Source organism: Streptomyces sp. NPDC091682 (genome assembly GCF_044756625.1).
Lineage (GTDB): Bacteria > Actinomycetota > Actinomycetes > Streptomycetales > Streptomycetaceae > Streptomyces.
Window position 1 is genome coordinate 193365 of the sequence record NZ_JBIVTH010000010.1, and the last position, 26733, is coordinate 220097.

Sequence of the window (26733 nt, forward strand, 5' to 3'; positions counted from 1 at the left end):
GAGCATTTCGGCTGGGGCCAGGACCGGCACCTTTCCGCCGACCTCTTTGACGCACTGAATCAAAATACTCGCGCAACCGGCCAGTGGGGCAAGGGCAAAGCCCCGAAGATTCCGCACTATCCGAGACCGCAGGCGAAGAAGGCCGAGAAACAGAAACCGAAGAGGCCCCGCTCGGTCGCGGATATCTACAAGCATTTCCAGCGGAGGTAGCCGGTGTCGGATGCTCAGATCGTCGGCCGTGTCGCGGTCAAGGTCATGCCGGATACGTCCGGTTTCAAGGAAGACCTGAAGAAGAAGCTCGAAAAGATCGAGCACGATCTCGCGGTCACCATCCGCACCAAGGCCGATGCAACCGGCGCGCGCAAGGACGTTCTCGAAGCGGTCCGGGCGATTAACGGCGACAACAAGAAGACAGACAGCCGCAAGATCCGCTTCTACACCAAGCTCGACCTTGCCGGCATGGCCACCGAGGTCACGAAGGCCGCCCGCGAGTACCAGGCCCGTGCCAGCCAGCACAAGATCGTCTTCAGTGCGACCGGCCGACAGGTCGTGCAGGCCGCGAAGCAGGCCCGGCAGGAAGCGCAGAGCGAGCTGTCCGACCTGCACCTCGGCGTCAACCTCGACTCCCAGGGGTCGGTCATGGCGGCCGTGGGCAAGGTGCGGTCGGCGATCGAAGCACTCGGCGAAACCGACATCGAGATCGGGATCAACACCGACGACCTGACCGCGGCCGTGGACATGTTCGAGGAGCGCCTAGACGAGATCCAGCACATCACGCTCCGGGTCGACAAGGACTCGCAGTCCTCGGTACAGGCCGCCATCAGCCAGATCGACCGCGAGCTGTCCGACCTCCGGGCCGTCGAGATCAAGGTCAAGACGGACCGCGCATCGCTGGAAGCCGCGCGCCGGGAGCTGGAGAAGGCGCTCCGCCTGGAGCTGAAGGTCGACCCCCGGTCTTCGAGCTCGGTGAAGGCCGCTATCGCGCGGATCGACGCCGAGCTGGCCAAGTTCAAGGAGATCGACCTCTCGGTCAAGATGGACGAGAAGTCGCTCCAGAAGGCGCGGGCCCGCCTTGAGAAGCACCTGACGCTTGATCTCTCCGTCGACAAGAAGTCGATGTCCTCAGTCGAGGGCGCGCTGAAGCAGATCGAAGACCAGCTCGGTGAACTGGGCCGGGAAGAGATCAAGGTCAAGGTGGACAAGAGGTCCCTCCTGACCGCCCAGGCGCAGATGAAGGCGATCCTCGATCAGGAGATCCTGGCCAAGGTCACTGCGGACCGGGCAGCGGCACAGCAGGCAGCCGACGGCATTCAGGCTCTGCTGGACGAGATTCAGGTCCGCCCGAAGCTGGACGAGCAGAAGGTCGCGCAGACGAAGCGGCAGCTCGAAGCGGCCTTCGAGCAGATGCGGAACCTGCGGGCGCAGATCACGCCCGAGCTGGACGCACTCGCGACGCGCAAGGTCCAGCGGGACATCGATGACCTCCAGGACCGTATCGACGGCTTGAAGGCGGAGATCGAACCCGAGCTGTCGCGTACGGGTGTTATGGCCACGATCGCGCACATGGCGGTTCTCACGAGGAACCGTGTGGTCGACCTGATTCCGAAGGTCAACGCCTCCGCTGCGGCCACGGCCGCCGCGATGCTGAAGGCCCTCTCCGGGGCCCGGGTCCTGGGCGACATGTTCGAACGCCTGGGCAACATGGTCCGTAACCTCGACCGGTCGGCGCCGATCATCGGCACCCTGGCGACGGCGATAGCGGGCCTTGCCGGCTGGGGCATCTCCGCGGCCTCGAACCTCTTCACGATGTCCGCCTCGCTGGCGCAGATCGGGGCAACGTCCCTTGCACTGCCGGGAATTCTCGGCGGCATGGCGATCGGCGTTGGTGCCACGGTCGCCGCCTTCAAGGACTTCAACAAGGTCCTGCCACAGGTCAAGGGGCAGCTCTCTGCCCTCCAGGACCTGATCAGCACCAACTTTTGGGCAGAGGCCAAGGCTCCGATCAAGGACCTGATCGACGGCCTGCTTCCGCAGCTTCGTGACGGATTCGCTCAGACCTCGACCCAGCTCGGCCAGTTCTTCGGGGGCTTTGCCTCCTCAATGAAGTCTGCTCTCGCCCCCGCTCTGGGCGGCATGTTCGACGACCTCTCGAAGTCGATCGACATCGCCACCACGGGCACCGGCTCCTTCGCCAACATCATCAAGGTTCTCGGCGAAGTCGGCGCGGGCTACCTCCCGCAGCTCGCGCAGTGGTTCGTGGACGTTGCCGCGAAGGCTTCGGATTGGCTGAACCAGAAGGGTGAGTCCGGGCTCCGCGAGGAGATCGACGCAGGCGTCCAGGCGCTCAAGGATCTCGGCGGCGTCCTCATGGAGACCGGCGGCATCTTCGCCGGCATCTCCCGCGCAGCCACCGCCGCGGGCGGCTCCACCCTCGGCATGATCCGGCAGACCCTTGCCGGAGTCCATGAGGCCGTCGACAGCAGCGGGGTACAGGCCAAGCTGATCGGCCTGTTCACGGCAGCCCACGAAGCGATGTCCAACATGGCGTCGCAGGGCGGCGCCGAGGTGAAAGCCTTCTTCGGCCAGTTCGTCGGCCTGCTAACGCAGATCCTTCCCCAGGTCGGCACCATCCTCGGCACGGCCTTGGGCGCCATTGCCGGGGCGCTGAACCAGCCCGAGGTATTCGCTGGGGTCTACGCCCTTTTCAACGGCATCCAGACCGCGGTAACCGCCCTCGCCCCCGCGATGGCTCCCCTCGGGGTTGCCTTCGGCGCAATTCTCACACTGGTCTCTTCTCTCCTTTCGGCGCTCGGCCCGCTGGTGGCTGCTGTTCTTACGCCGCTTTCTGAGGCATTTTCAATTCTGGTCCCCGCAATCGAGCCCCTGATCGGCTTGCTGGGCGAGGGCTTGATGGGAATTGTCGCCGCGCTTGCTCCGCTCATCATGACGGTGGTCGAAGCCTGCGCGCCGCTTATCGAGGCGCTGGTCGCTGGACTCGCCCCGATTATTCCACTAATTTCGGAAGCGCTCGCCGCAATGTCGGCTGCGCTACAGCCGGTAATCGAAATTCTGATGCAGATTTTGACGGCTGCGATTCTCCCTCTGATTCCTGTGGTGCAGTCGCTGGCCGCCGAATACCTGCCTCTGATTTCGGAAGCCTTCTCCGCGGTAATGGAGGCCATCCAGCCCTTCCTGAACGCCCTGCTCCAGGTCGTGAACTTCCTGATGCCAGTGCTCGCGCCGGCCATCGAGTTCATCGCTGGCCTGTTCCTCGGCTCCCTGGTCGGAGCGATCAACGGCGTGGCTGATGTCTTCACCGGGCTCTGGAACGTCTTCAAGGGCGTCTGGGACATGATCGTCGGCTACTTCAAGGTGATCATCGGAATCTTCGTCGGTTCCATCACTGGCGACTGGAGCATGTTCGACGAGGGTCTGAAGCAGCTCTGGAACGGCATCAAGTCGTTCCTGTCAGGACTGTGGGACACAATCAAGGGCCTGTTCATGGTTTTCATGAACATCGGAATCCTGGGCGTCGGAAAGAAGATCCTGACCGGAGTCAAGTCCCTCTGGGACAACATCTGGAACGGACTAAAGACTTCCGCCACAGGTCTCTGGAACTCTATACGGGCAAACTTCTCAAGCTTTATGACGGCTTTGAAGGAGACGCCCGGAGCAGCCCTGCGGTCAATCCAGAAGTTCTTCTCCGACACGTGGACAAACATCAAGTCCGCGGCCGGTGAGGCATGGGAGGCAGTCAAGCGGATCTTCTCTCAAAAGGTGGCCGACTGCGTCCGGTCTGTCAGCGAGCTGCCGCAGAACGTGAAGCAGATATTCAGCGACGCGAAGTCCCTTCTGATGGACGCGGGACGGAAAATCATCACCGGCCTGATTGACGGACTCAAGAGCATGATCGGTTCCGTCAAGAGCACACTCGGCGACCTCACGAGCAAGATCAAGGATTGGAAGGGTCCGGCGCCCAAGGACGCCGTTCTCCTCTACGACGCGGGTCGGCTCATCATCCAAGGTCTGGTCAAGGGCTTGGAGTCCCAGTACGACAAGGTGAAGCAGTCCCTCAACGAGCTGACTGCGAAGATCCCGGCCACCGCGTCGAAGGGCCTGAAGGACCGGATCAACCGGGACCGTGCGGCCCTTCTCAAGCTGGCCGCGCAGTGGGAGGCCGGGTCGAAGCGACTCGAAGCAGCGCAGGCGAAGCTCGACAAGCTCCGCGAGGAGGCGAGCCGCTACGCGCAGTCGATCGCGGACAAGGTCATCAGCACGGGCGATGTCACGAAGGTCGACGACGCCTCGTTCACCGGCATCTCCACGGGGCTGAAGAACGCGGTCGAGCGCGCGAAGAAGTTCGCCGACGTGCTCAAGAAGCTGAAGGCCCTTGGCCTGAACGCCGAGAGCTTCGACCAGATCGCCATGGCTGGCCCCGAGGCCGGGCTCGCTGCGGGCGAGGCCATCGCCAACGCCGGCGCATCCGGCGTCGCCGAGATCAACGCCTTGCAGAAGGAGCTGGAGAAGTACGCCGGGAAGGCCGGGGCTACCGCGTCGCACCACATGTACGACGCGGGGGTGAAGGCGGCCGAGGGCCTGGTGAAGGGCCTTGAGGCACAGCAGGGCGCGATCGAGGCCCAGATGCTCAAGATCGCGGACGCGATGGTCAGGGCAATCAAGCAGGCCCTCGACATCCACTCGCCCTCGCGGCTGTTCAGGAAGCTCGGCTCCTTCGTCGGCAAGGGCTTCGGCCTCGGCGTCCAGGACGAGCAAGAGCGCGTCAAGCGCGCTTCCAACGCGCTCGCTATGAGCGCGGCCTCCGGGACATCCCGCGAGGTCACGGCCGCTGTCTCCGGCGGCCTGGCGGCGGCCGACTCTGGCCGGTCCGTAACGAAGGTCTTGAACTACTACGCGGGTTCAGCCAGCAGCTCCCTCTCGTCCGAGGAGGAGCTGTTCGCGGCTGCCTCGCGGGCGAGGATGGTCGGCTGGTGAAGCTCGAACTGGCTTCAGCCTCAGACAGGCTGGACCTGAACGGGTACGAGAAGGGCGGGTTCGGGTTCCAGGCCCTCGCCGGGATAACCGGCCTGGGCCTGCCCCAACTCTCAGTGCAGTGGCTTGAGGGCGCGGGGGACGGCGCCGCCTACCGCGGGCGGCGGGTCCTTCCCCGTGACATCGACATCCCTCTCGACATCGTGGGTCGGAACAGGGTGCACCTCGCAGAGCTGCTCAACCGGCTCGCTCGCGCCCTTTCCGCGGGGTGCACCCTGACCTACATCGACGCCGAAGGTGCGCGCTGGTCCACCCTCGTCCACTGGACGGGCGGAGGGGACATCGACCCGGGCTCCGGTGAACGGGACGTGCAGACCGTGATCACGCTGCGGGCACCCAGCCCCTACTTCATGGCCGAGGCCGCACAGACAGTCTCGATCGGCGGCGCTCCGGCGGGCGCATTCCTGTCGTCCCTGTCGTCGATGCCGCTCGCTTCGTCACAGGCGATCGGTGAAGTGCAGCTCTCCAACGAGGGTGACGTTCCCTCCTATCCCGTCTGGGAGGTGACGGGGCCAGGCGACAACTTCAAGGCGATCAGCCCCACGGGCGAGGTTCTGCACTGGACGGGAACGATCGTCGCCGGCAAGAAGCTGATCATCGACATGGGGACCGGCATCGTTCGTGACGGCGTGACTGGAGCGAACTGGTATCGCTACCTCGCGCCCGCTCCTAGCTTCTGGTCTGTACCGCCGGGCACCTCGACGGCAACGGCCTCCCTGCTGAACATCACGGCCGACTCCCGGATCGTGTGCTCCTGGCGTCCCCGGAAGTGGGTGGTGATCTAGTGAGAGCCGAGGACCTCCTCGTTGAGGTGCGGGACAAGGCCCTGACCCGGGTCGGCGCCATTCCCGCGGATCTCCTGACCCTGGAAGCGGAGGACATACACAACAACGTCGGCACGTGGAAGCTCAGCATCAACGCCGAGCACCCGCTTGCGACGGTCCTCTCGACGCCCGGGGCGGGCATCATCGTGACCGGCCCCTCCGATGTCCTGTTCTCGGGACCGGTCACCAGGACGGAGAACGCATCCACCGCCACCGACCCGCTCGGCACGCTGAAGGTCGAGGGCGTGGACGACACGGTCATCCTGTCCGACATGCTCGCCTGGCCCGATCCCGGCAACGGGGACGCCGCCACGCAGGGCTTCGCGTTCGATGAGCGCACCGACAGGGCCGAGACACTCATGCACGCGTACGTCAATGCGAACTGCGGACCGGGAGCCCCGATCAACCGGCGCAGGCCAGAGCTGATCATGGGAGCGAACGGCGCCGGGGGCTCGATCCTCAGCAAGTCTGCCCGCTTCCAGCAGCTAGGGGAGCTGTGCAAGGAGTTGGCCGAGCCTGCGGGTCTCGGCTTCCGCATCGTCCAACGAGGCGCGAACCTCGTCTTCGAGACATACGCGGTCGCCGACCGCACGAAGGAAGCCCGCCTCGGCGTCGTGAACAACACCCTTGCAGGCCAGCGGGTCTCCGTCTCGACACCCCAGAGAACGCGGGTGATTGTCGGTGGAGACGGCGACGGCTCGAACCGTCTGTTCGTCGGTGTCGACAGCGCGGACTCCATCGCGGCCGAGACCGACTGGGGACGCCGCATCGAGTCCTTCATCGACGAGCGGTCCTCTACCGACATGGCCGCGCTGACCCAGAAGGGTACGGAAGCCCTTGCTGATGGCGGCGCAACCCTCCGGGCTGCACAGGCCGTACCAATGGAAGACAGCGCACTCGACTTCGGTCGCGACTGGTTCCTCGGAGACAAGGTCTCCGTGCTCGTCGGCGATGCGGAGATGACGGCCGTCGTCACAGGCATGGTGCTGAAGGTCGACTCTGACGGCTACAGGCTCGGCGCCGTCCTGGGCGACCCGACCCCGCTCTCTCCCGAAGCGGCTGCCGCCTCCAACAGGAAAGACTTGGAGTCCCGCGTCTCCTCGCTCGAGCGCACGGCAGAGGCCACCCCTCCCGGCCCCCGCGTCATCCTGCCGACCGGCATTACGCAGGCGACGCAGCCTGTCGACTACCCACAGGGAGAGACCACCGAGTTCTACCTGACCGGCAGCGCCGCCACGGCAGGCGGATGGGACTTCGGTGGCAAGTACGGCTACGTGACCACCCGAGTCTGGGAGGGCAGCGATGCGTCCCAAACCTGGCGCCGTGTGCACGCAAGCGCCACCTCACACGAGATGTGGGTGCGTGGCGGTAACCGATCTACGGGCTGGAGTGCCTGGCGCCAAGTCGGCTTCGACACCAACCTGGCGCCGGCGGACTTCACTTCCGCCTCGCTGCCGAACGCCTACCCGTTCGGCTCGTCGACGCTCACCATGAACGAGACGCAGGCGATCACGGGCGGCTGGGCTTTCGGCTCCGGCGGCCGGTACGGCGTGCTTCGAACCGTCCACCCCGTGGGTTCCACCTTCGCCCATCAAACCTGGCTACGCCTGAGTCCGACGGTCACCGAGGAGTGGACCCGATCGGGAAACGATGCAGGCGGCTGGACGGCATGGCGCACATCGGCCCACAACGAGAAGGCTGCAAAGGGCGTTATAGCCATCCAGAACCTCGCCCTCTCGGCCTATGTCGCCGATTCCGCCACCCTCGTATACACCCAGCAGTTCACGGCCGAGGCGGGCCGCTGCTACAAGGTCGCCCTCAGGATTGCGTCCGTCGACACCGACAACGCGGGCGACAGCGCGACCGCTCGTTACGCGAAGCAGGGCGCGTACACAACCGTCCGATGGGCTTCGGGGACAACCGTCACGACTTCAAGCACCCTCGTCGGGGACGCATACAGCACGACCTTCGACGACGACTCGAACACGTCGAACGGCCTGGACATCAACTGCTACATCAACAATCCCCCTGCCGGACCGATCACGGTCGGCATCACGCTCAACACCCGCAGAGCCGCTGCGACCTACGGCATGGTCCGCTACATACCGGGCGGCCTGTCGACGCTCGTCATCGAAGACGCAGGCGCGGCCATTTAAGGAGCTTCACCTTTGGCAATCACGTCGTACCCCTTTGACAACCAGGCCGTCACGGAGACGCAGTTCAGCCAGATGTTCCGCGAGTTTCAGGACTCGGGGATTGCGGGCTCTCTCGGCGCTTCGGGGTTCGCCGTCAGCACCGGGACCGGCATGACGGTTACCGTCGGGCCGGGCCTCGCCTTCCTGCGGGGGCACATGGTGCAGTCGACGGCCACGGAGAACGTGACCCTCGCGGCCTCCAGCGCCCAGGTCCGAGTAGACCGCGTGGTCCTCAGGCTCGACCCGGCAACCAACTCGATCACCCTGGCAGTGAAGGCCGGCACCGCGGGGTCCACCACCCCGGCTGCCCTCGTGCAGACGGACACGGGCATCTACGAGCTGCCTCTTGCGTCGATCACGGTCGGTGCGAGCGTCACCGGAATCAACTCCGGGGACATCGCTACGACCCGGCCGTTCGTGGGACACCGGGTCGGCGCGTGGATCACCGCAACTCGTCCCACGTCGCCGCGCGTGGGACAGCTCGGCTACAACGACTCCACGGACGCCTGGGAGTACTGGAGCGGCTCCGCCTGGAAGCCGCTGTTCTCGACAGTGGACTGGGCAAACCTCTCCGGTAAGCCCGCGACTTTCGCCCCGTCCACGCACACGCACACCTGGTCCCAGATCAGCGACCGACCTTCGACCCTGCCCCCCGCGGCACACACGCACGACTGGTCCCAGGTCACCGGCCAGCCGACGAGTTTCGTCCCGACCGCCCATGGCCACGCCTGGGCAGACATCAGCGGGACGCCTTCGACGTATCCGCCCGCCGGCCACGCGCACAACTGGAACGACATCCAGGGCAAGCCGGGCCAGTTCCCGCCCACCGACCACTGGCACGGCCAATACCTCGACTCCGGAGGCACGATCCACCGCGCGAACGGCTCGGACCGCCCTCACAGCTATTCCCCCACGGGCGCCACCTGGTACGCGGTGTGGGTCGATGGAAACCACAACTTCTGCCGCAACACCAGCGCGCGGCGGTTCAAGGAGAACATCCGGGACATCGACATTGCCCCGGAGGCAGTTCTGTCCCTGCGCCCGCGCATCTACGACCGCAAGCCCACCGTCAACGACGAGGGCGAGACCGTCGAGGGGCGCCGGGACGAGTTCGGCCTGATCGCCGAAGAGGTCAACGAGACGCTGCCCGAGATCGTCCTCCATGACGAGGAGGGACAGATTGACAGCGTGCGATACGACCTCATCGGCGTGGCGCTCCTACCCGTAGTGCAGGAACAGGCCAAGCGGATCGAGCGCCTGGAACAGCTCGTCAGGGACATGGCCCGATGAGTTTTGACCCGGCCGTTCAGGTAGCACTTGTCTCCGCCGGCGGAGTGGTCACAGCAGCTCTGGTGGGCGTCCTGGTTGAGCTTGTCCGGCGCCAGGGGACAGCGCTTGCCGAGGTCCGCGAACACGCGCAGGAAGCCCGCGAGCAAGTCTCCAACGATCACACGACGAACCTGCGAGACGACCTGGACAGGGTGATCGCGGGACTCGACCAGGTCCTTGCGGGACAGGCCCGGCACAGCCGGGACATTCGCGACCTCCGTGCCGACCTGGCCCACGAGCGCACCGAACGGCTTGCCGTGTCCGAGCGCCTCGACCACCACCTTGCGTCAGCCCCCCAGACCGGCTGACCTAACACCTTTCTTGCAGGCCCCTCCCGATCCGGGACGGGGCCTTTTCCATATCCATAGGAGTACAGCCCTGAGCATCAACATTGTTTCCCGCGCGTCCTGGGGCGCGAAGCCGTGGAACGACACCCCCGGCTACGTCAGCCTCGGCCAGCGCACCGAGTACTTCATCCACTACGACGGCGGCGACCCTGTCACCCGGACGGGCATCGCGGTCCCGCAGGCGATCGAGCGGACCCACCGCGCCCAGGGTTGGGCTGGCATCGGCTACAACTTCGTCATCGACCAGGGCGGAACCGTCTTCGAAGGCCGCGGCTGGACCCTTCAGGGCGCGCACTGCCCGGGGCACAACGTAAGTGGGCTTGGCGTGCAGATCGCGATCGGCGGCGACCAGGCCCCCTCGGAGGCGGCCCTGCGCTCGGCCCGAGCCCTGTACGAAGAGGCGTGCCGGCGTACCGGCCGGACTCTGGCCAAGAAGGGCCACAAGGATGGGTTCGCCACCGAGTGCCCCGGTCCGCGGCTCTACGCCTGGGTGCAGGCGGGCATGCCGGTCAGCGGCTCCGGCCACGACAGCGGGGACAGCACGCCGTTCCCGGGCCGCAGCGCGTTCGTCCTGGGCAAGACCCACCCCGCGGTGACCGTGCTCGGCCAGCGCCTGGTGGCCCACGGTTTCGGTCACTTCTACAAGGAGGGCCCTGGACCGCGCTTCACCGAGGTCGACCGCTCGGCCACCGCTGCGTTCCAGCGGGCGCAGGGCTGGAGCGGTTCCGACGCAGACGGATACCCGGGCCCGACGACCTGGTCCCGCCTGATGGCCCCGGCGGGCCGCTGATGAGCAAGATGCTGATGCCCGGCTCCAAGCCGATCACCCTTACCAGCCTGCTGCCCGTCCGCTACCGCTCGCGAGCGGGGGCTCTACTCGCAGCTCTGGGCGTGGGTGTGTCCATTGCGGCCATCGTCTACGCGGACAGGCCCGAGGTTGCCGTGATCGTCCAGGTTGCGACCGCCCTGGGCATCGTGGAGGCACCCGACACCGACGACACCGAGTAGCCCGGCGCCCCTCTGCTGACCTTGCGGTCGGCGGAGGGGCGCCTTTCGTCGTCTCAGGACTGGCTGGCCTTCTTCATGGCCTCGATCTGCTCCATGGTCATGACCGGGGTGCGCCGGGAGCGCCGGGAAGCAGGCGCAGCATCCGCCTTCTTCGCTGCGGCCTTCCCCGGCGACGCCTTCCTGGCCGAAGCCTTCCTTGCCGGCGGCTTCGCCGCGGACGGCTCCGCCCCGGCGGGGGCCGTCTGCGCCTTCTGGGCGGGAGTGCCGTGCTGCTTCAGCTCCTCTGCGATGGCCGCTTTCGTCTGAGTGAGAGCGGCTTCCAGGGGGGTAGGCTCGCCGGTCTTGTCGGCCGTGATGTCCTTGCCGAAGACAGCCCTCACCGGCGCCGCGTGCTCGTCGCACAGATCCTTCGCGCGGGGCTCTCCCTCTTCAGGAGTGAGCGTGTAGCGAGAGGTGGGTCGGTCCCCGCTCTTGCAGATGTCGCATACGCGCATCGTGATCGTCAGGTCCATTCTCCGCTGCCCCTCGGTAAGCGTGTCTCTCTGGGCAGAGATTGTCCCTCACCGAGGGGACGGGGTCGCAGTCGTCAGGCGGTCGCTTCGTTGAGCCTGGCGAGGTAGCGGCTGCCGGTACGGCGGTCTCGCCCCATGACCTCGGCAAGGTTGGGCCCGTTGAGTTCGCGGCCCTGGGTCATCAGCTTCCTCGCCGCCTCCTTGATTTCATCCAGGCTGGGGGTCGGACGGCCAGGACGGCGCCTGCTGCGGGCCTTCGCCACCTCGTCGACTGGCAGCTCCTTGCCGTCGAGCGTCGGCTGAACCGGCTCGGCGTTCTCGCCGAGGTGCTGCTCCTGGTCCTCAACGACCAGCCTGGCTTCCGCCGGCACCATCCTCGCGGCACGGATGATCATGTGGGCGACGTGGCCAGCGACAATGCCGGGAACACAGGAGACGGCGGCGGTGAGCGCCATGGACGACTGCATGTATCCCGCGGCAATCCAGTGGGCGATGATCTGGCCGACCACGGTCATGCCCAGGGCGCCGACCGTGCCGACGACTGCGGTACCGCGGCCCTTCTCGCCCTTCCTCCTGGTCTCGACGAACCAGACGGCGAAGCAGGCGTAGACGGACATGCAGACCGGCATTCCGGCCGCGACCCATTCGCCCCATCCGGCGGTGCGGGCGAGCTGGTACTCGCCGGGGGCGGACATTGCGAGGGCGACGGCGAGCACCAGGCCGCCGAGGACGTGGGCGTACCAGGGCATACGGGCAGGCTGAGACATGGGGGTGCCTTTCAAGGGCAGTGCAGCAGGAGGGGTGCGAGGGCCGTCAGGCGTGGGACGGCCGGGCCATGGCCGCGCGGGCCTCGGCGGCGCGCTCGCGGTAGTTGGCCACGAAGGCGTTCTCGCCGGGCTGGGCCTGTTCGGCCTCGGGCTGGGATGCGGCAAGCAGCTCGCGGGCGAAGTCGCTCGGCTCGACGCCGGAGCAGACGCCGCAGATGCCGAAGTCCTGGCCTGCGGGCAAAAGGCGGCCGCAGCCGCTCGTGGCGCAGTCGGTGTAGGTGCGCCACTGGCGCTTGCGCTCGGGACGCTTACGGTCGAGGCGGTCCTCGATCAGCTTCGAGGCGCTGTAGAGCTTCCGGGGCAGGCCCTGCGTGACGGCGTCGGTGATCTCCGCGATGGTCGCCCCGCGGTCCAGCCAGTCGGCGAGGGACGGAACGAGCTTGCCGATCTGGCGCTCGGTGAGCTTGAGCCGGGGGTCGATCGCGGCGAACCGGCGGAGAAGGCGGGCGGCCTCGGTCTCCTGCCTGCTGTCTTTCTGGCTCTCGCCCTCCCTCTCCGTGCCGGCGCCGTGCTCGGACGGTGCAGGCTCGGCGGCGGGAGGGTTGGGAGGGTTCTTTCGCCCGTCCTTGAAAGAGTCCTTTTCCCCGTTAGGGGACGTGCCCGTGGCGGCGGTGGCCGAGGGACTGGTGACCGGGCGGGTGGGAACCGGGGACGAGGCCAGGTTCGGCAGCTCGTACACGTCCACGGACGAGACGATCTGGTTCGACTCCTCGTCGCGGCCGGTCTTCGTCACCCAATACCCGAACTCGCGCAGCTCGGTCACGGCCTTCGCCACCGCGGACCGGCCCTGCGGGTAGTTGTCCGAGAGGGTCCGGACGTTCTCCTTCACCCCACTGGGCAGAGAGAGGACGAGTGCGAGGATGCCGCGAGCTGTATGGCTGATGCGCGGGTCCTGGATCGCCCGATTGGCGATGATCACGAAGTCCCGCTCATGCGTCGGGATACGATGGATCTGCATGGGGAGTGCTAGCTCCTGGTGCCGGACCCCGGGGTGTTAGCGCACCGCCGGGGTCACCTATGTACAGATGTTGTGTAACAAGGACGCTGTGCGTCGGTCACAGCTTGACATGATCGCCTTCTCCGGGTCAACCTTTACTCGAACAGAAGAAGGCGGGGGTCACGTGAAGGGGACGCCATGGCGGGCAGCAAGATCCGGAATGAGTCGGAGGTCCTCGGCTGGTTTAGGGACGGCTGGACCTACACGCAGATGCAGAAGTACTACCGCGAGGTCTACAACGAGGAGACCAGCATCCCCATGTGGGCGGCCTTCCGCCGCCGCAGAGGCCTTGACCGGCGCAATCTCCGCGCCGACGACCTGATCCCCTGGAAGGTCAAGCCGGAGCACAGGCACAAATACCCGGCGATCATGCTGCGGGCTGAAGCGCGCCTGCGCGCCGAAAACGACGCTCTCTCACGTGGCGACACCCCCGCACGTCCAGTCTCGGACCGCGACAAGCAGCGCCTCGCGAGCTGGAAGAAGGACCTCACCGAAGACGGCCTTGTCGTCCATTACGACCCCGACACCTCCGACGGCTTCTTCCTCGTGCCCCGCGAGGAGCAGGACTCTGACCTCATCCGCGCACCCAAGGAGAAGACCGGTAATCAGGCCCGCGACTGATGCTCGAATGATACTCGAACGTGCGTTCGCATGCACCCCCACCGAACCCCGGCGGGGGTGCTTCCGTTTATGCCCATAGCGCCCCTGACCTGCGACGCGCTAGTGTTCAAGGCCGTTCGGTAGGCCACGTTCGGATTCGTACAACCATCGGCAACCCTGGCGAGTCAGGCATGTCGTAGTGATCACCTGCGGGGGGATTTATGCAGGTTGACACCACCTTCACGGTCCACGTAGAACGGACCGAGTAGTTCAATGTTTACACGTAGGGGGGCCTCTGTTCATGATCGGTGTCGACTCGTTGACGCTTCCGCACACCATCCGCCTCGTCGGCAACCCCGCCGAGTGGAACTGTGCACTGATCGTCCGCCCGGAGACCCCGGCGGCCGACATGCTGGAAGCCGTCAGCGCAGTACGCCTGTGCGGCCTGGAGCCGCTGCCCGATGAGGAGCACGAGCCGGAGCTTCTCGAAGACGGAACGGTCCGCCTTTGGCTCGTTCCCACCGATCCCGACGACCCGTTTACCGAGGTCATCCCGCCACAAGACATGGAGTCCGCCGCTTGAAGATTGTTGACCTGACGCCCGCCCAGACCGTCCCCCGGGACGGCTGGGACCGCCCCCTCGTCGTCCCCAAGCAGGGCGGCAAGCCCGTTCCCCTCACCCGGACCACTACGTACATCGACTGCATTGAGGACAAGACGGCCCTGTCCGGCTGGAAGTCCCGGATGACCCTGGTTGGCGCGGCGAAGCGCCCGTCCCTGCTGGACGTGGTGCGGCAGCTCGATCCCGAGGACGCCAGCGACAAGCGCCGGCTGAACGCCCTGGCCGACCAGGCCATGGACATCTCCGGCGCCAACGCCAAGCGCGAGAAGGGGACCCACCTTCACACGCTGTCGGAGTACGCCGACCGAGGCGACCCCCTGCCCGCCGGCACCACTGTGAACGACAAGCTCGACATAGCCGCCTACATGGGAACCACCGTCGCGTTCGACGTGAAGGCCGTGGAGAAGTTCGTCGTCGTGCCCGAGCTGGGCACGGGCGGCACGTTCGATCGGCTGCTCGATTACAGCGGCCCAGGCCCGGACGGCGAGCCGATCGAAGGCCACTTCATCGGCGATCTGAAGACGGGCAGCATCGAGTACGGCGCCCTGAAGATGGCAACACAGCTTGCCGTCTACGCGCATGGGGAGCTGTACGACTTCAGCCGGTTCCCGGTTGACACTGCGGACAAGAAGGCGTTCGCCGCCTGGAAGAAGCGGCCGGTGCCGGCGGACGAGGCCGCGGCGGCGTACAACCCGCTCCCCCAGGTGTCGCGGAAGTGGGGCGTCATCATCAGCCTCCCGTCAGGCTCGGCCGAGTGCACCCTCCACTGGGTGGACCTTGAGATCGGATGGGCCGCAGCCCGGCTCGCCCGCGAGATCCGTGCCATGCGGAGCGTGAAGGGCGCCATGCGCCCCTGGGTGACCGGCGTCACGAAGCCGGGAGATGCATAACGTCGGCGCAAGTGTTAAGTTGTAACCAGATGAAGGAGTTGAAGTGAAGGCAGACCAGGCAGACCCCGTCGCGTCATACGCGGACGGCACGATCGGCGTCACCATCAAATACGGCAAAAGCTACGAGGACACCTGGGCCGTCTTCCGCGGCTCCGTGAAGCAGGTTCGCGTGCTGATCTGTGATTATTTCGGGTTCGAGAGTAAAGATGTAACCGACCTCTCGCTGAGTGACCTCGTCGTCAACGCGACGAACCTCGCCCACGGGAAGGGCAACATCGCCGCACTTCTCGATGCCCGGATCATTCCGGAGGACTCTCCTGCCCAGGCCCCGGAGGACGATCCCTGGGCAGCCGCATCGGCAGTTCAGCCCGGAACCAAGACCGACAGCGGGTCCGCCTGGATTCTCGGGGAGATCGAGAAGCAGGGGACTATCGCCGACCTTCAGTTGCTCTGGGCGGCGAACCAGTCGATGTTCGGCGACCCCGCCGTGATGGCCGCCTACAAGTCCCGAGGCCGGGCGCTGAAGGAGCAGTAGGCGTGCCTGTCGTCGCCCTTGTCCTCATCTTTGCTGTCTCCGTACGGGGCGCAGCGATCACACGGCGGCTCTCCGAGCCGACCCCCCATTTCCGAATTGAAGGAGAAACCGAGTGCCCCTGAACCTCGTCGAGATCGCGACCGCTGGTGGCGGCTGGCTGAAGCCCGCTGACGTGAAGGACGCCCCCGCCCTGCTCATTGAGGTCAACTCCTACGAGGCCCAGCGCCCCACTCCGAACGGCCCGAAGGACAGCGCGCTCTGCACGGTGACGGTCTTCAAGGACCGCGCGGCGCTGGAGGCCCTCAACCCTGAGATCAACAAGGGGATGCGCATTGAGCAGACCCTCCTCGCCCGCGACCTGGCCCCGCTCGTGGGCAGCGCGACCATTGTGACCCTCGCCCAGATCCCGCCCAAGCGGCCGGGGTCCTACCCGGCTTGGGTGTGGCGGCCGGTGGCGGACGCGAGCGTACGGCAGGCCGTTATCAAGTACGCCGAACAGCGTGAAGCCGCAGTCGAGGCGGCCGTCACCGAAGCCCCCGACTTCGACTGATCGACGTGGGGAGCCGGGGGCCGGCATCAAGGCTGGCCCCCGCCCCCGCGGGCCCGGAAGGAGCCCGCTGCCTCATCCGTACTGCTCAAGAGAGGAGACAGCAGTGCTGACCCCCGCTAGATCGCTCGCGCTGCACGCCGAGTCCGGCAAGGAATTGCCGAGGGTCGAAGCCTTCGACGCCCTGTATGCCATGGGGTGCCGCCCACGGCACGGCGAGGTCATCATGATCGCGGGCCGCTCCGGCACCCAGAAGAGCGGATTCGCCTTGTTCTGGGCGGCGATGATGAACTTGCCGACCTTGTATTTCTCGGCGGACATGTCCCCCTTCACGGCAAGCTCGCGTCTGGCGTCGATGGCGTCCGGCGACACCACGGAGATGGTCGAAGCCGGTATGGCCGCGGGCGGACGGCACCGCCAGGAGTATCTGGATGCCCTTGCGGAGTCGAACATCACCTTCGCCTTCGGCTCGCCGATCACCTGGAAGAACGTCGACGAGGAACTGGAGGCTTTCGTAGAGCTGTGGGACGCCTATCCCCAATTGTTTGTCTTCGACAACTTGATGGATTTCGACTCGGCGGAGAGTGACTACGTCGAGCAGATGGCCGTCATGAGCGGCCTCACTGAACTGGCCCGCGCGACCGGTGCGACCGTGATCGTCCTGCATCACGCCTCCGACAAGTCGTGGGAGGCCAAGAGCGACCCGTGGGCACCGCCGTCCCGAGATCAGATCAAGGGCGGCTTGAGCGAGAAGCCCGAGCTGAGCCTGTCCGTGGCGCTCGACCCGACCTCGCACGAGTACCGGGTCGCCGTGGTCAAGCAAAGGATGGGGCCCTCTGACCCGACCGCGAAGCGGTACGCGTCTATGCGCTGTCACCCCGAGCTGACCCGTTTCTCGAAGCTCGAACGCCTTGCCCCTGCCTCGGTGTCGGCGCAGCCCTGGTCGCCGACCGCAGTCCTCCAGAAGCAAGGAGTGTAAAGATTGACCACGATTGCAGAGCGAAACAAGGCCAACCGGCGCAAGGGCGCCGCCTGGGAGACGGAACTCCTTGCGGGCCTGCGGTCCGTCGGCGAGGACGCCGAGCGGCTGCGACTGACCGGCGCCGAGGATGAAGGGGATCTCGTCATCCGCGAGGACGGCGGCCTCTTCATCGTCATCGAGACGAAGAACGCCCGCTTCGAGCCCGGCCCATTCCTCGACGAGGCCGAGCGCGAGCGGCTCAACTTCGCGAAGCACCGCGGCATCAGCCCGGACCAGGTCGAGTCGATCGTCATCGTCAAGCGCCGGGGCAAGGGCTGGCGCAAGGCGTTCGTCCTGACCACGGTCGAGGCGTATCTCGGGCTGAATGCCGAGTGATCACGGTGACGTTCGAGGAGGAAGCAGAACGCAACCGGCTGGTCGTCGAGCTGGGCCGTTTCGACCTGAGCACGGCCGCCGGTCAGGGCCTCGACGAACTCGGGTACGACGATGACAAGGGCTGGTTCGTCGGCAGGCGTGTGCCATGAGGTTCAGCCGGATCGACAGCGACGACCAGGAGCGCGAGAAGCCAACGCTCGAATCGGTACTCGCCTACTACGAAGTCGACTTCAACGACCAGCGCGCATCCGGCATGGCCGAGTGCCCGCTCCACGACGACCAGACCCCGTCCTTCTCGTGGAACACGGACCGGCAGGTCTGGAAGTGCCACTCCTGCGGGAGGGGCGGCGACTCATTCACTCTGATCATGGAAAAGGAAGGCACTGATTTTGTCGGAGCGCGAGCCCTTGCGGCCTCTGTCTCCCTCGCAACGCGAGATGCTGGAGGAAGCGACCGCGGCGTATCAGGGAGCGCTTACGGCGGACGCCGCACGGTATCTCCTCGGCCGGGGAATCGGCCGCGCGGAGGCGGCTACGTACCGGCTTGGCGTCGTGGGTAGCCACCCCTACCCCGGCCACGAGAAGTACAAGGGGATGCTGGCCATCCCGTACCTCGACCGCAAGAACAACCCGCTGACGATCCGCTTCCGCTGCCTGCAAGAGCACGACCACCGCGCCTTGGGCCACGGCAAGTACGCCACGGTCAAGGACGATCTGCCTCGCATGTACGGGGTCGCCTCCGTCCACAAAGCCGACGGCGTGATCGAGGTGACCGAGGGTGAACTCGACCGGATCATCCTGGAGAAGCTCGGGCTGCACGCGGTCGCGATTCCCGGTGCCTCCATCTGGCAGGGACGCCATCGGCGGATGCTGGCGGGCTTCAACAGGGTCCGCGTCTGGGGTGATCCCGATGATGCCGGCGCGGAGTTCACCGCCCGGATTTGCCGCGCCCTGCGCTCCGCGAAAGGCATGCGCCTTCGGGCTGGCGACGTGACCGAGACCTACATGCAGGAGGGCGCCGAAGCCCTGCTCAACCTGATCAAGGAGGACGAACAGTGAGCGAGACGACCGCGAGGAAGGCAACAGGCCGCAAGACCGATCCGCTGACCGGCATCCTGGCCGAAGTGCGGGCCGGGGCGCGGGCGACACCCGACCTTCCCGCACACCTGGTCGGCGGCAAATACCCAGACAGCGCCGTGAACATCTACCACCAGCGCGGCGCCGACTGGCGCGAGATCAACCGGGCCCGCGCAAGTCAGGGACGGCTCGGTGTCGACGGCCTGGCCGTACAGGTCGCCTTCGCCGCATTCGGCGGACGCTCCCCAGCCGAGATCCGCGAGGGCCTGGTCCAGCTCGCCTCGCTCGCCGTGGCCGCCATTGAGCAGATCGACCGGGAGGAACAGTGAGCGAGCCTCTGCCCGGCAGCCCAGGTCCGACCCTGACCCGCTTGTACGGGGAGCTGGAACCGGATGTGCGCGAGACCGTCCTCATCCGGCTACTGGACGGCTCATCGGCCGAGCGCCTGGCGCTGGTCCTGCGCCGGCACGGGCACACCGTGAGCGCGTCAACCATCCGCACGTACCGCCGATCCCTTCGCGATGGAGTGTAAAGTTTGAACCAGACAGAACTGCTGAACGACCTGCTTGCCACACCGACCGCACCGGCCGTCGCGGTACGGCAGACCGACCCCGACAGGGATTTCACCCGTCAGATCAAGATCACTGGCGACGCGGCCGAGGTGACCGTCCGGGGCCCCGAGGGCATCGACCCCGAGTCGACGGCGGCCGACGTACTCCGCGCACACCAACTCGACCCTGCCGAGTGGGAGGTCACGGGCTTCCGATCCTCGGAGTGGACCATGGCCAACGGTGAGCCGGGAGTCTCCGCCCGGTTCTCCTTCGATCGCCGCAAGGCGCTGGCAAATGCTGAGCGACCGAGTATCGACGAGCTGCTGAAGGTGTTCGACGAGGCGCCGGGCTGGGTGCCCCTGCACATGGAGGGTGAGCACACGCTGATCGTCGCGCTGGGCGACATGCAGTTCGGGAAGATCGACGGCGACGGCTACGAGGGCACGCTCCTGCGGGCGATGCAGTGCATCGACAAGGCCGCGGATCTCCTCGACGTGTACCGGACCCGCTTCAAGATCGAGCATGTTCACCTCGCGTGGCTCGGTGATCACATCGAGGGATTCCAGAGCCAGGGCGGCGCGAACGCGTGGCGTACGGGCCTGACCCTCACGGAGCAGATCCGCCTTACCCGGCGCCTCATGGCACACGCGATCATCAAGTTCGCTCCCGAGGCATCCCGCCTGACCGTCGCCGCCGTCCCCGGAAACCACGGCGAGGCCGTCCGGTTCGGCAAGGGCATCACCCGCTACGACGACAGCCACGACACCGACGCCCTGATCTCCGTCAGTGAAGCCCTCACGCTCGCGGGCGAGGAGTTCGCACACGTAGAGGTGTACGTACCCGAAACGGACGAGCTGACGGTCGTCGTCGACTGCTCGGGCACAGTCGTCGCACACGCGCACGGCCATCAGTGGAAGGCCGGCAAGCACTTCGACTGGTGGCGGGGCCAGGCATTCGACAAGACGAGCGCCATGCACACCGCCGATCTCCTGCTGGCCGGTCACCTGCACCACGAGTTCATTGACACGGATGGCCCGCGCACTTTCGCGCAGGTGCCGGCGATGGAGTCGGAGTCGACGTGGTGGCGGCACAGGAAGGGTTCGCGTGGTGCCCCCGGCCTGATGGTCCTCATCACCAAGGACGGCGAAGTGCCAGTCAAGGAGGTCGTCAGGTGAGCACCTCATCCGTCGCCGACTGGCGAATCCTCGACCTGCCCGCGGTCGTGGCCCTTGCGGGCCGCGCCGCCCGCCGAATCGCGGACGGCTATGAGGACACCCTGACCATGGAATACGAGGACGCCCGGCAGGAAGCGTTGATCATCCTGGCTACGAAGCCCGCCATGGTGAACGAGTGCCTGGCAGACCCCTCGCTGGGCCTGGGCGTGCTCTATCACCGCCTGGTCCTCGATCTGGTCGACCGCGTGAAGACGGAGGCCAAGCGGCGCATCCGCCACACCTCCTACGAAGCGGCCTGCGAAGCAGCCGAGAGGGGGCGCGTGTGAGCGGATACGAGCGACGCCTCGTCGAACACCTGCTTCCCGCCGTGTGGGACGCGGAAGCCGCGTATGGCATCCGCAACCCGCAGGCCCCCGATGCGGACATGCCGCGGGGCACGGTGGACAGGAAAGCCGCGGGAACCCTGTTCGCCCACCTCGCGGACATCCGGCGGGGGTGGAAGGCGGCCCCGCTGTCCCTCGCCGAGAGACGAGCACTGTTCATGCGCTTCGCCCTCGACTGGGACGACCAGCGGATCGCAGCCCGCGAGACGGTTACTGACCGGGCCGTCCGCTACCGCCTGGAGCGTGGGGTGGGCAAGCTCGCGGCGCACCTCAACGGCGGCGAGTACATCGACAGCTACGACGAATTGGACACCGCAGCATGAGCGAAGCCCTGCCCGAGGAGCCGCCGGCTGAACCGCCCCAGCCTTCCGTGAACCCGCCCGTCGGCATGAACCCGGAAGACTTCGAGTTCTGGGACGACGCGACGCTGACCTTCTACGAGCGCCGCTCAGACGGCATAGTCGTTGCCCGGCCCTACTCAGGAACCGAGGTCGCGCACCATGAGGAGGAGCTGACGCTTGACAGCCTGCACGACGAAGCCGGGTTCGCGATCGACTATCTCGACGGACGAATCGACCTGAGCCTCGCCTATCTTGCCCTGCCCGCACCGACCGACGCGGAGACGGCAGCACAGGTTCGGGTGTTGTCCGACCTCTCGGCCTACAGCGCTGGGACTCTCAAGCGCTTGATCAAGGTCCTGGCCGTCATGTTGAACAAGCCGATCTAACCTTGACCGCCTACCGACGCAGGCAACTACCCTGGCCTTTAGGCCAGTTGGGCCCTCATGCGAGGGCCCTTCTGGCGTTTCCGCAGGTAGAATGACTGCATGACCTTCAAGATGACCTGGGCACTCCTTGCTGAGCACGTGGACGATTGGACCGGCGAGGACTTCACGGAGGCTGCATCCGTCTTGAACCGAAAGGTCGGCGTCGCTGTCTCAGCAAGCGGCATGAACGAAGGTGCTCAGACGCACTTCCGCGAGACGTTCCTTGCTCCGCTCTGCAACGGGATAGCAGGCGGCGGCAAGGAGGCGGTCAAGGCAGGACGTGGTTGGAATGGTGCGGCCGGTCCCCTCCTCGTCGTCCTCAGCCCGGCATCCTGACGCAGGTGTGCGTTTGCGCGCCTCGCCGTCTACTCGCCGGTTGCGGCGAGCCCCTTCATCATCACCGCGTAGACCGGTGAGTCCGGGAACGGCTGGTTCTCCCCGACCTTCCGGTATCCCCAACCCTCATACATCGCCTGGAGCCTCGGGCGCTTTGTGTCCACAGTGAGGACCGCCCAAGCCTCTTCCCGCCCGCCAAGGAGCGCGTCATGCAAGCTGGGGCCGAGTCCGGTCTTCCGCCACTTCGGACGCACCATCAGTTCTGACACAGAGAAAGTGGCCGTGTTTCCCGGAGGAGCGGAAAGATGCCCCTGCCACCATTCCCTACCCGGCACAGCGGGCGCTCCGTAAGAGAATCCAACCGGCACCTCCCCCTCCCAGGCGATCACGCAGGAGAAGCCGGGGTTTCCACCCCAGTGATCCACGAACCACGGGAACCGCTGCACGAACTCCTCATGCCGACGGTCGGCATATGCGTCCTCGTGTACGTCTAGAAGGGTCTGCCGGATGTCGCCGAGGTCACCGTGCCCGTAGTGCCTTATCTCGGTGGTCACGAAGTTCTCCATTCAGTGCGGTAGCGATCTGCCCACTCTCGAGCAACCTCGGCCGAGGGGGCAACCGTGAACAGGTTGCGGTGGAAGTCCCCCAGCATCGTCCGCAGGCGCCCGGGGAGGGGGTCTCCGGCCATCAAGTCGAAGGCGTTCCCGGTCGTAGCGCACGCCTGTTCCACCTCGCCCTGGCGGAGCTGGGCGACAGCGAGCCGGACCATCGTCATCGAACGGTTTCGCCGCAGCTCCTTGGGCAGGGAGGCGAGGGCTCGATGCGATGCGGCCTCTGCATCCGCAGGCGCACCTAGCAGTTCGTGAACGATCGCGGTAAGCGCGGCAAGTTCGGCGCGGCCGTAAAAGCCAATCCACGGGGGGCGCGGTGTGCCTGGATCGGCTTTCGCAAGGGCGGCCTCCGCGTACCCCAGCGAGCGCAGTGCAGGCTTGCTGTCACCGCATGAAGCATGCCCAATCGCGGTACGCGCGTGGGCCAGAGAGGAGAACATCGGGTCGCGGCGAGCCGCGGTAGTGGCCTGTGCAGCTTGAGAGGCAGCGATGCCTTCGCCGTACTCGTGCCGCTGATGCGCGAGCATCGCAGTTGAGTTCCACACCCGGAGCTGTGCCACGGGGTCTTGTGCCATGCCCGCCATGCGGAGGGCCTCGGCCAGGTGAGACCGGGCTCGGTCCAATTGCCTGGCATCAATGCAGGACCAGGCTGCCGATGCTGTGTAGTGCGCGCCCAGTGACAGCAGGCGCTGCCGAACGGTCTGCGACGCGGCGTTCTGTTGCAAACCGATCGCTTCTGCCGCCCCCGCGAGTGCGGCCTTCTCCAGCGCGGAATGCCCACCCCGAGACTGGTCAAGCTCCGTCAGGGCGGCCATACCGTCACGCAGCCGGAGTACATCCGACATCCCCACCGTCCGTCTCGCGGCAGGCCCGGAGAGGGGGCTGACGAGCACGCCGGCAGTGAGGTTGCAGAACGAACGGCGGAGCACGGGGTCCTCCGGTGGTGCAGCGGTTGCGGTTGATACGAAGCCTAATTCCGTGATCGGGCATTGGAACACCTGCTCAAGCGCGGCGCGTGTACGACCGATCGGGCGCTTAGTTGCTCCGCTGATCAGGTTCCGTACCGTTCGCGCCGAGACATCGCCGGGCCGACCGGTGATCTTCAAGAGGGCGTCGTTCATCTGACGTGCCAACTCGTCCTGCTTGAAGCCAAGATCGGCCATCCGCGCGCGTAAGACAGCGTTCTCGCCCATGCACCGAAAGTAGCCCCGCACTCACTCTCCGGCCTAGCTGAGTTGCAAAGCGCGCGTAAAGTTTTCCGCTTGCGCGCGTTGCCACGGCGGGCAACCTTTCCTGTTTCGTCACGCCTGACGGTCGTTTACTAATCACAGCCGACCGGGGCAACGAGGACCTCGGGCGGTTCCCCCTTGCAGCGGGCCGCAGTCCATCCTGCCGCCCTGCGGCCCGCTGCGCCCGCCGGAGAGGAGCGACCCGTGACCACCGCCTCCGAACTGCCCCGCCATAACCCTCGCGCCGCTGGACGCACCCACGCCGAACCCGAAGTTCAGCCCGGAGCGCCCAGCAGGCCCTTGCGTTTGCGGGCGGCCCACGGCCTGAAGAGGTTCATGCTCGGGGCCGATTTCGACCTCGGCCAGGAGAGTCGCACGTGAAGGCCCGGCCTCGCCCCACGGCCCACCGGGATCTTCCCGACTGGCTGCATGAGGGCGCCCGGATCTTCGACCCCGGCAGGGATTGCGAGGCGATTGTGCAGTTCATCGGCCCATACGAGGACCCCTACACGCGACGGATCATGCCCTGCGCAGTCTTCCTGCGGCCCGAGGGTGGGGGCATGGAATGGATCGTCGCTCCCGAGGTCCTCCGACAGGCAGACGGTCGGTGACTCATGCGTCAGCGCCTCGCCGTCCTGCTCTACATCGCGGCCGTCAGTGCTGCGGTGGTCGCCTTGGCCCTCGCCGGCACGACCGGTCAATGACGACTGACACCAGTTTCCCGCGCCCGACCGGGCCGGGACCGACAAGAGAAGGGGGCGCGCAATGGCCGCGACCACCGATACCGAGACCGCCAAGCCCACGGTCACCACGAGTGACACCGAGATCGCCACGGAGCCGGACGGCGACGAGAACGGCCACGGAGTAGCCGAGCCGCTCGACGGCTACTCGCTGCTCATCGCGTAGCGCAACACCCCCGCCGACCGCCCGCCTCGGCTGTGTCTCGCACTCAGATCCGTACTTCCCCCACGGCATGAGTGATCCAGCCGGGGCGGGCTTCCAAGGCCCCCCACGCAGTCAACCGTCTTTGACCATGCAGGAGGAGCAATGCGCGCCCACCGCTTAGCCGTTCGGAGCTTCCTTGACGGTCCCGGCCTAACCTCCGCGGACCTGGCCATGGTCTTTCTTATGCGCGAGGACGACGACACGAGGCCGCGCCCGATGCCCACGCTGACCGTGCGGGAGGTGCCCGGAGCCGTTAGGGCTCTTGAGTCCCTCGGCGTGAAGTCGGTAAAAATCTTCGCGGGTTCCAGGGTCAGGGACCCCCGCGCATCCCAGGGCACGTCCCCCACCAGCCTGATGGCCCGCTCCATCAGTGCGGCAAAGAAGGCCGTTCCAGGCATGCTCGTGATGACGGAGACGTGTGTCTGCTCGCACAACGACTCCGGCGAGTGCTGGCTCGCCAACGAGCGCGGCAACATAGACCTGGAGGAGACGGTCGAGGTCCTGGCGGCCCAGGCGGTAATGCAGGCCGATGTGGGGGCGGACATCGTAGGCCCGGCGGCGATGATCCCTGGGTCCGTCCGTGCCGTCCGCGAGGCTCTCGACGCGGCAGGTCACAACCGTGTGGGAATCATGCCGCACCTGATCTTCGAGTCATCCCTGTACGAGGGGTACAGGGTCTCCATGGGGGCCACTCCGCGCTCGGGAGCCCGCGCATTCCAGATCAACCCAGGTCGGCCCGAGCAGGCCGTTCACGTGGCCCGCGAGATGGTCGACGAGGGCGCGGACATGATCCTCACCGAGCCAGCCCTCCACACCGTCGACACCCTTGTCCACCTCAAGGACAAGGTCCCCGTCCCCCTGGTCCCCTTTTCCGTGTCGGGCGAATACCTGCGCCTGACCGATCGCCGCGAGGACGGCGAGCGGGACATGAAGGGGCTGATCGAGGCGTACACCGTCCTGAAGCGCGCGGGCGCCAGCCGAGTCATCACGTACGGCGCCCTTGAGATCGCCCGCGAACTCAGGGCTTCCTGATCGACTCCAGGATGCTGGCCGCACCCTGCGCGAGGAGGTCGGCCGCGACACATGCGCCCAACTTCTCAGGGTCGTCGATCGGCCCCTCCCCAGATGCCGTGACCTGCTGTGCGCCATCCAAGGAAGTCACGGCGGCGAAGAGGTGCAGAAGTCCGTCAGGACCGATCCGCCCCCAGGCGCCAACCGGGACGGAGCAGCCTCCATGAAGTTCGGCCAAGAGCGCCCGCTCGGTACGCACACATGCGTCGACATGCGCGTCCCCGGTCCACGCCAAGAGGCTGGCGGCCTTGGAGCCGGCACGAACCTGGATGCCGAGCGCGCCTTGCCCTGGGGACGGAGGGAAGACAGCGGGGTCGAGAACCTCGTGCACTTCGGGGGTCAGAGCGAGCCGGTTCAGACCCGCTGCCGCCAGCACCACGGCATCGAGGGCGCCCTTCGTCGTCCGGGCAAGCCGCCCGGGAACGTTTCCACGGATCGGCACCACGTCCAGGTCGGGCCGCAGCACAAGCAGTTGGGCAATCCGGCGCGGAGCACCAGTTCCGACACGGGCCCCCTTCGGGAGGTCGTCCAGCGTCGAGCCGCAAAGCACGTCCCGCACATCTTCGCGCGGGCCGGGAGTCGTCAACAGGAGCGTGCCTTCATGCACCGAGGTGGGGAGGTCCTTGAGCGAGTGCACAATCACGTCGACCTGCCCAGTTACGAGGGCTGCCTCCTGGTTGGTGGAGAAGGCGCTCCCGCCGGTCGTCTTGGCGACTTCGGCGAGCGTCGGGGTCACGCGATCTTGATCTCCACCTTCGAGGATGATCTCTCGCTTGAACGTCACGCCGGGGAACTGCTCGGCGATCGGGGCGAGCCACTCTGTGACCTGCGTTCGGGCCAGCTTGCTCGCTCTGGAACCGATTCGAAGCACATCGCTCATCCGGCTCAACTCCTCGCATTGGCAGGCTTGTTGGGCCCCAAGCCTACTTGCACCAGAACCATGCAGTTTCC

Annotated in this window: 32 protein-coding genes; 26 read left to right on the forward strand and 6 right to left on the reverse strand. The window is 66.3% G+C overall.

Going from position 1 to position 26733, the window contains the following annotated elements; genetic code table 11:
• Nucleotides 1–213: 213 nt before the first annotated feature.
• The 7 genes from ACIQK6_RS23880 to ACIQK6_RS23910 are packed head-to-tail and all read left to right on the forward strand — an operon-like array spanning nucleotide 214 to nucleotide 10752.
• Nucleotides 214–4992, forward strand: coding sequence for a hypothetical protein (locus tag ACIQK6_RS23880; RefSeq protein ID WP_393721220.1), 4779 nt, complete (start codon nucleotides 214–216; stop codon nucleotides 4990–4992).
• On the forward strand, nucleotides 4989–5834 hold the full coding sequence (locus tag ACIQK6_RS23885) for a phage tail family protein (RefSeq protein WP_402695398.1): 846 nt from the start codon (nucleotides 4989–4991) through the stop codon (nucleotides 5832–5834). The genes ACIQK6_RS23880 and ACIQK6_RS23885 overlap by 4 nt, the downstream gene beginning before the upstream one ends.
• A complete protein-coding gene (locus tag ACIQK6_RS23890; protein WP_393721222.1) occupies nucleotides 5834–8029 on the forward strand; it encodes a siphovirus ReqiPepy6 Gp37-like family protein in 2196 nt (731 codons plus the stop codon). Before ACIQK6_RS23885 ends, ACIQK6_RS23890 begins: the two co-directional genes overlap by 1 nt.
• Nucleotides 8030–8041: 12 nt before the next feature.
• Nucleotides 8042–9358 (forward strand): tail fiber domain-containing protein, encoded by a 1317-nt coding sequence (locus ACIQK6_RS23895; RefSeq protein ID WP_402695399.1) that lies wholly within the window; start codon nucleotides 8042–8044, stop codon nucleotides 9356–9358.
• A complete protein-coding gene (locus tag ACIQK6_RS23900) occupies nucleotides 9355–9705 on the forward strand; it encodes a DUF2746 domain-containing protein (RefSeq protein WP_393721224.1) in 351 nt (116 codons plus the stop codon). Before ACIQK6_RS23895 ends, ACIQK6_RS23900 begins: the two co-directional genes overlap by 4 nt.
• Before the next feature lie 13 nt (nucleotides 9706–9718).
• Nucleotides 9719–10534 carry a peptidoglycan-binding protein gene (locus tag ACIQK6_RS23905; protein ID WP_402695400.1) on the forward strand — a complete coding sequence of 272 codons (816 nt, stop codon included), beginning with the start codon at nucleotides 9719–9721 and terminating at the stop codon, nucleotides 10532–10534.
• Nucleotides 10534–10752, forward strand: coding sequence for a hypothetical protein (locus ACIQK6_RS23910; RefSeq protein ID WP_393721226.1), 219 nt, complete (start codon nucleotides 10534–10536; stop codon nucleotides 10750–10752). Before ACIQK6_RS23905 ends, ACIQK6_RS23910 begins: the two co-directional genes overlap by 1 nt.
• Nucleotides 10753–10805: 53 nt before the next feature.
• Here the strand turns inward: ACIQK6_RS23910 and ACIQK6_RS23915 are convergent, their stop codons facing one another.
• The 3 genes from ACIQK6_RS23915 to ACIQK6_RS23925 form a co-directional block, all read right to left on the reverse strand.
• Nucleotides 10806–11264, reverse strand: coding sequence for a hypothetical protein (locus ACIQK6_RS23915; protein WP_393721228.1), 459 nt, complete (start codon nucleotides 11262–11264; stop codon nucleotides 10806–10808).
• Nucleotides 11265–11338: 74 nt separating this feature from the next.
• A complete protein-coding gene (locus tag ACIQK6_RS23920; RefSeq protein WP_393721229.1) occupies nucleotides 11339–12013 on the reverse strand; it encodes a hypothetical protein in 675 nt (224 codons plus the stop codon).
• A gap of 64 nt (nucleotides 12014–12077) precedes the next feature.
• On the reverse strand, nucleotides 12078–13049 hold the full coding sequence (locus ACIQK6_RS23925) for a hypothetical protein (protein WP_393721230.1): 972 nt from the start codon (nucleotides 13047–13049) through the stop codon (nucleotides 12078–12080).
• Nucleotides 13050–13226: 177 nt separating this feature from the next.
• On the opposite strand from ACIQK6_RS23925, the gene ACIQK6_RS23930 reads away from it, so the two are divergent.
• From ACIQK6_RS23930 to ACIQK6_RS24010, 17 genes are all read left to right on the forward strand, one after another.
• Nucleotides 13227–13709 (forward strand): hypothetical protein, encoded by a 483-nt coding sequence (locus tag ACIQK6_RS23930; RefSeq protein WP_393721231.1) that lies wholly within the window; start codon nucleotides 13227–13229, stop codon nucleotides 13707–13709.
• A 280-nt stretch (nucleotides 13710–13989) separates the two neighbouring features.
• The gene (locus ACIQK6_RS23935; RefSeq protein ID WP_393721232.1) at nucleotides 13990–14271 is read left to right on the forward strand and encodes a hypothetical protein; all 282 of its coding nucleotides are present in this window, start codon (nucleotides 13990–13992) and stop codon (nucleotides 14269–14271) included.
• Nucleotides 14268–15200, forward strand: coding sequence for a hypothetical protein (locus tag ACIQK6_RS23940; protein WP_393721233.1), 933 nt, complete (start codon nucleotides 14268–14270; stop codon nucleotides 15198–15200). The genes ACIQK6_RS23935 and ACIQK6_RS23940 overlap by 4 nt, the downstream gene beginning before the upstream one ends.
• 43 nt (nucleotides 15201–15243) lie before the next feature.
• Nucleotides 15244–15735, forward strand: coding sequence for a hypothetical protein (locus tag ACIQK6_RS23945; RefSeq protein ID WP_393721234.1), 492 nt, complete (start codon nucleotides 15244–15246; stop codon nucleotides 15733–15735).
• A gap of 112 nt (nucleotides 15736–15847) precedes the next feature.
• Entirely contained in the window at nucleotides 15848–16285 is a 438-nt protein-coding gene (locus ACIQK6_RS23950; RefSeq protein WP_393721235.1) for a hypothetical protein, read from the forward strand.
• A 103-nt stretch (nucleotides 16286–16388) separates the two neighbouring features.
• A complete protein-coding gene (locus ACIQK6_RS23955; RefSeq protein ID WP_402695401.1) occupies nucleotides 16389–17261 on the forward strand; it encodes an AAA family ATPase in 873 nt (290 codons plus the stop codon).
• 3 nt (nucleotides 17262–17264) lie between these two features.
• Entirely contained in the window at nucleotides 17265–17639 is a 375-nt protein-coding gene (locus ACIQK6_RS23960) for a hypothetical protein (protein WP_402695402.1), read from the forward strand.
• Nucleotides 17636–17788 (forward strand): hypothetical protein, encoded by a 153-nt coding sequence (locus ACIQK6_RS23965; RefSeq protein ID WP_393721239.1) that lies wholly within the window; start codon nucleotides 17636–17638, stop codon nucleotides 17786–17788. Before ACIQK6_RS23960 ends, ACIQK6_RS23965 begins: the two co-directional genes overlap by 4 nt.
• Nucleotides 17785–18198, forward strand: coding sequence for a CHC2 zinc finger domain-containing protein (locus ACIQK6_RS23970; RefSeq protein WP_393721240.1), 414 nt, complete (start codon nucleotides 17785–17787; stop codon nucleotides 18196–18198). Before ACIQK6_RS23965 ends, ACIQK6_RS23970 begins: the two co-directional genes overlap by 4 nt.
• Nucleotides 18080–18697 carry a topoisomerase gene (locus ACIQK6_RS23975; RefSeq protein ID WP_393721271.1) on the forward strand — a complete coding sequence of 206 codons (618 nt, stop codon included), beginning with the start codon at nucleotides 18080–18082 and terminating at the stop codon, nucleotides 18695–18697. Before ACIQK6_RS23970 ends, ACIQK6_RS23975 begins: the two co-directional genes overlap by 119 nt.
• Nucleotides 18694–19044 carry a hypothetical protein gene (locus tag ACIQK6_RS23980; protein WP_393721241.1) on the forward strand — a complete coding sequence of 117 codons (351 nt, stop codon included), beginning with the start codon at nucleotides 18694–18696 and terminating at the stop codon, nucleotides 19042–19044. The genes ACIQK6_RS23975 and ACIQK6_RS23980 overlap by 4 nt, the downstream gene beginning before the upstream one ends.
• Entirely contained in the window at nucleotides 19041–19247 is a 207-nt protein-coding gene (locus tag ACIQK6_RS23985) for a hypothetical protein (protein WP_393721242.1), read from the forward strand. The genes ACIQK6_RS23980 and ACIQK6_RS23985 overlap by 4 nt, the downstream gene beginning before the upstream one ends.
• Before the next feature lie 3 nt (nucleotides 19248–19250).
• The gene (locus ACIQK6_RS23990) at nucleotides 19251–20441 is read left to right on the forward strand and encodes a hypothetical protein (RefSeq protein WP_402695403.1); all 1191 of its coding nucleotides are present in this window, start codon (nucleotides 19251–19253) and stop codon (nucleotides 20439–20441) included.
• Entirely contained in the window at nucleotides 20438–20767 is a 330-nt protein-coding gene (locus tag ACIQK6_RS23995; protein WP_393721245.1) for a hypothetical protein, read from the forward strand. The genes ACIQK6_RS23990 and ACIQK6_RS23995 overlap by 4 nt, the downstream gene beginning before the upstream one ends.
• A complete protein-coding gene (locus tag ACIQK6_RS24000) occupies nucleotides 20764–21147 on the forward strand; it encodes a hypothetical protein (protein WP_393721246.1) in 384 nt (127 codons plus the stop codon). Before ACIQK6_RS23995 ends, ACIQK6_RS24000 begins: the two co-directional genes overlap by 4 nt.
• The gene (locus tag ACIQK6_RS24005; RefSeq protein ID WP_393721247.1) at nucleotides 21144–21551 is read left to right on the forward strand and encodes a hypothetical protein; all 408 of its coding nucleotides are present in this window, start codon (nucleotides 21144–21146) and stop codon (nucleotides 21549–21551) included. Before ACIQK6_RS24000 ends, ACIQK6_RS24005 begins: the two co-directional genes overlap by 4 nt.
• A gap of 99 nt (nucleotides 21552–21650) precedes the next feature.
• Nucleotides 21651–21926 (forward strand): hypothetical protein, encoded by a 276-nt coding sequence (locus tag ACIQK6_RS24010; RefSeq protein ID WP_393721248.1) that lies wholly within the window; start codon nucleotides 21651–21653, stop codon nucleotides 21924–21926.
• A 29-nt stretch (nucleotides 21927–21955) separates the two neighbouring features.
• Here the strand turns inward: ACIQK6_RS24010 and ACIQK6_RS24015 are convergent, their stop codons facing one another.
• Complete coding sequence (locus ACIQK6_RS24015; protein ID WP_393721249.1) at nucleotides 21956–22492, reverse strand: GNAT family N-acetyltransferase; 537 nt, start codon at nucleotides 22490–22492, stop codon at nucleotides 21956–21958.
• On the reverse strand, nucleotides 22477–23730 hold the full coding sequence (locus ACIQK6_RS24020) for an XRE family transcriptional regulator (RefSeq protein ID WP_402695404.1): 1254 nt from the start codon (nucleotides 23728–23730) through the stop codon (nucleotides 22477–22479). The genes ACIQK6_RS24015 and ACIQK6_RS24020 overlap by 16 nt, the downstream gene beginning before the upstream one ends.
• Nucleotides 23731–24531: 801 nt before the next feature.
• On the opposite strand from ACIQK6_RS24020, the gene ACIQK6_RS24025 reads away from it, so the two are divergent.
• Complete coding sequence (locus tag ACIQK6_RS24025) at nucleotides 24532–24672, forward strand: hypothetical protein (RefSeq protein ID WP_393721251.1); 141 nt, start codon at nucleotides 24532–24534, stop codon at nucleotides 24670–24672.
• 141 nt (nucleotides 24673–24813) lie between these two features.
• Nucleotides 24814–25743, forward strand: a complete 930-nt coding sequence (locus ACIQK6_RS24030) for a hypothetical protein (RefSeq protein WP_393721252.1) — start codon at nucleotides 24814–24816, stop codon at nucleotides 25741–25743.
• Here the strand turns inward: ACIQK6_RS24030 and hemC are convergent.
• Nucleotides 25730–26662, reverse strand: coding sequence for a hydroxymethylbilane synthase (gene hemC, locus ACIQK6_RS24035; protein ID WP_393721253.1), 933 nt, complete (start codon nucleotides 26660–26662; stop codon nucleotides 25730–25732). The two genes, ACIQK6_RS24030 and hemC, sit on opposite strands and share 14 nt — an antisense overlap.
• Nucleotides 26663–26733: the final 71 nt, after the last annotated feature.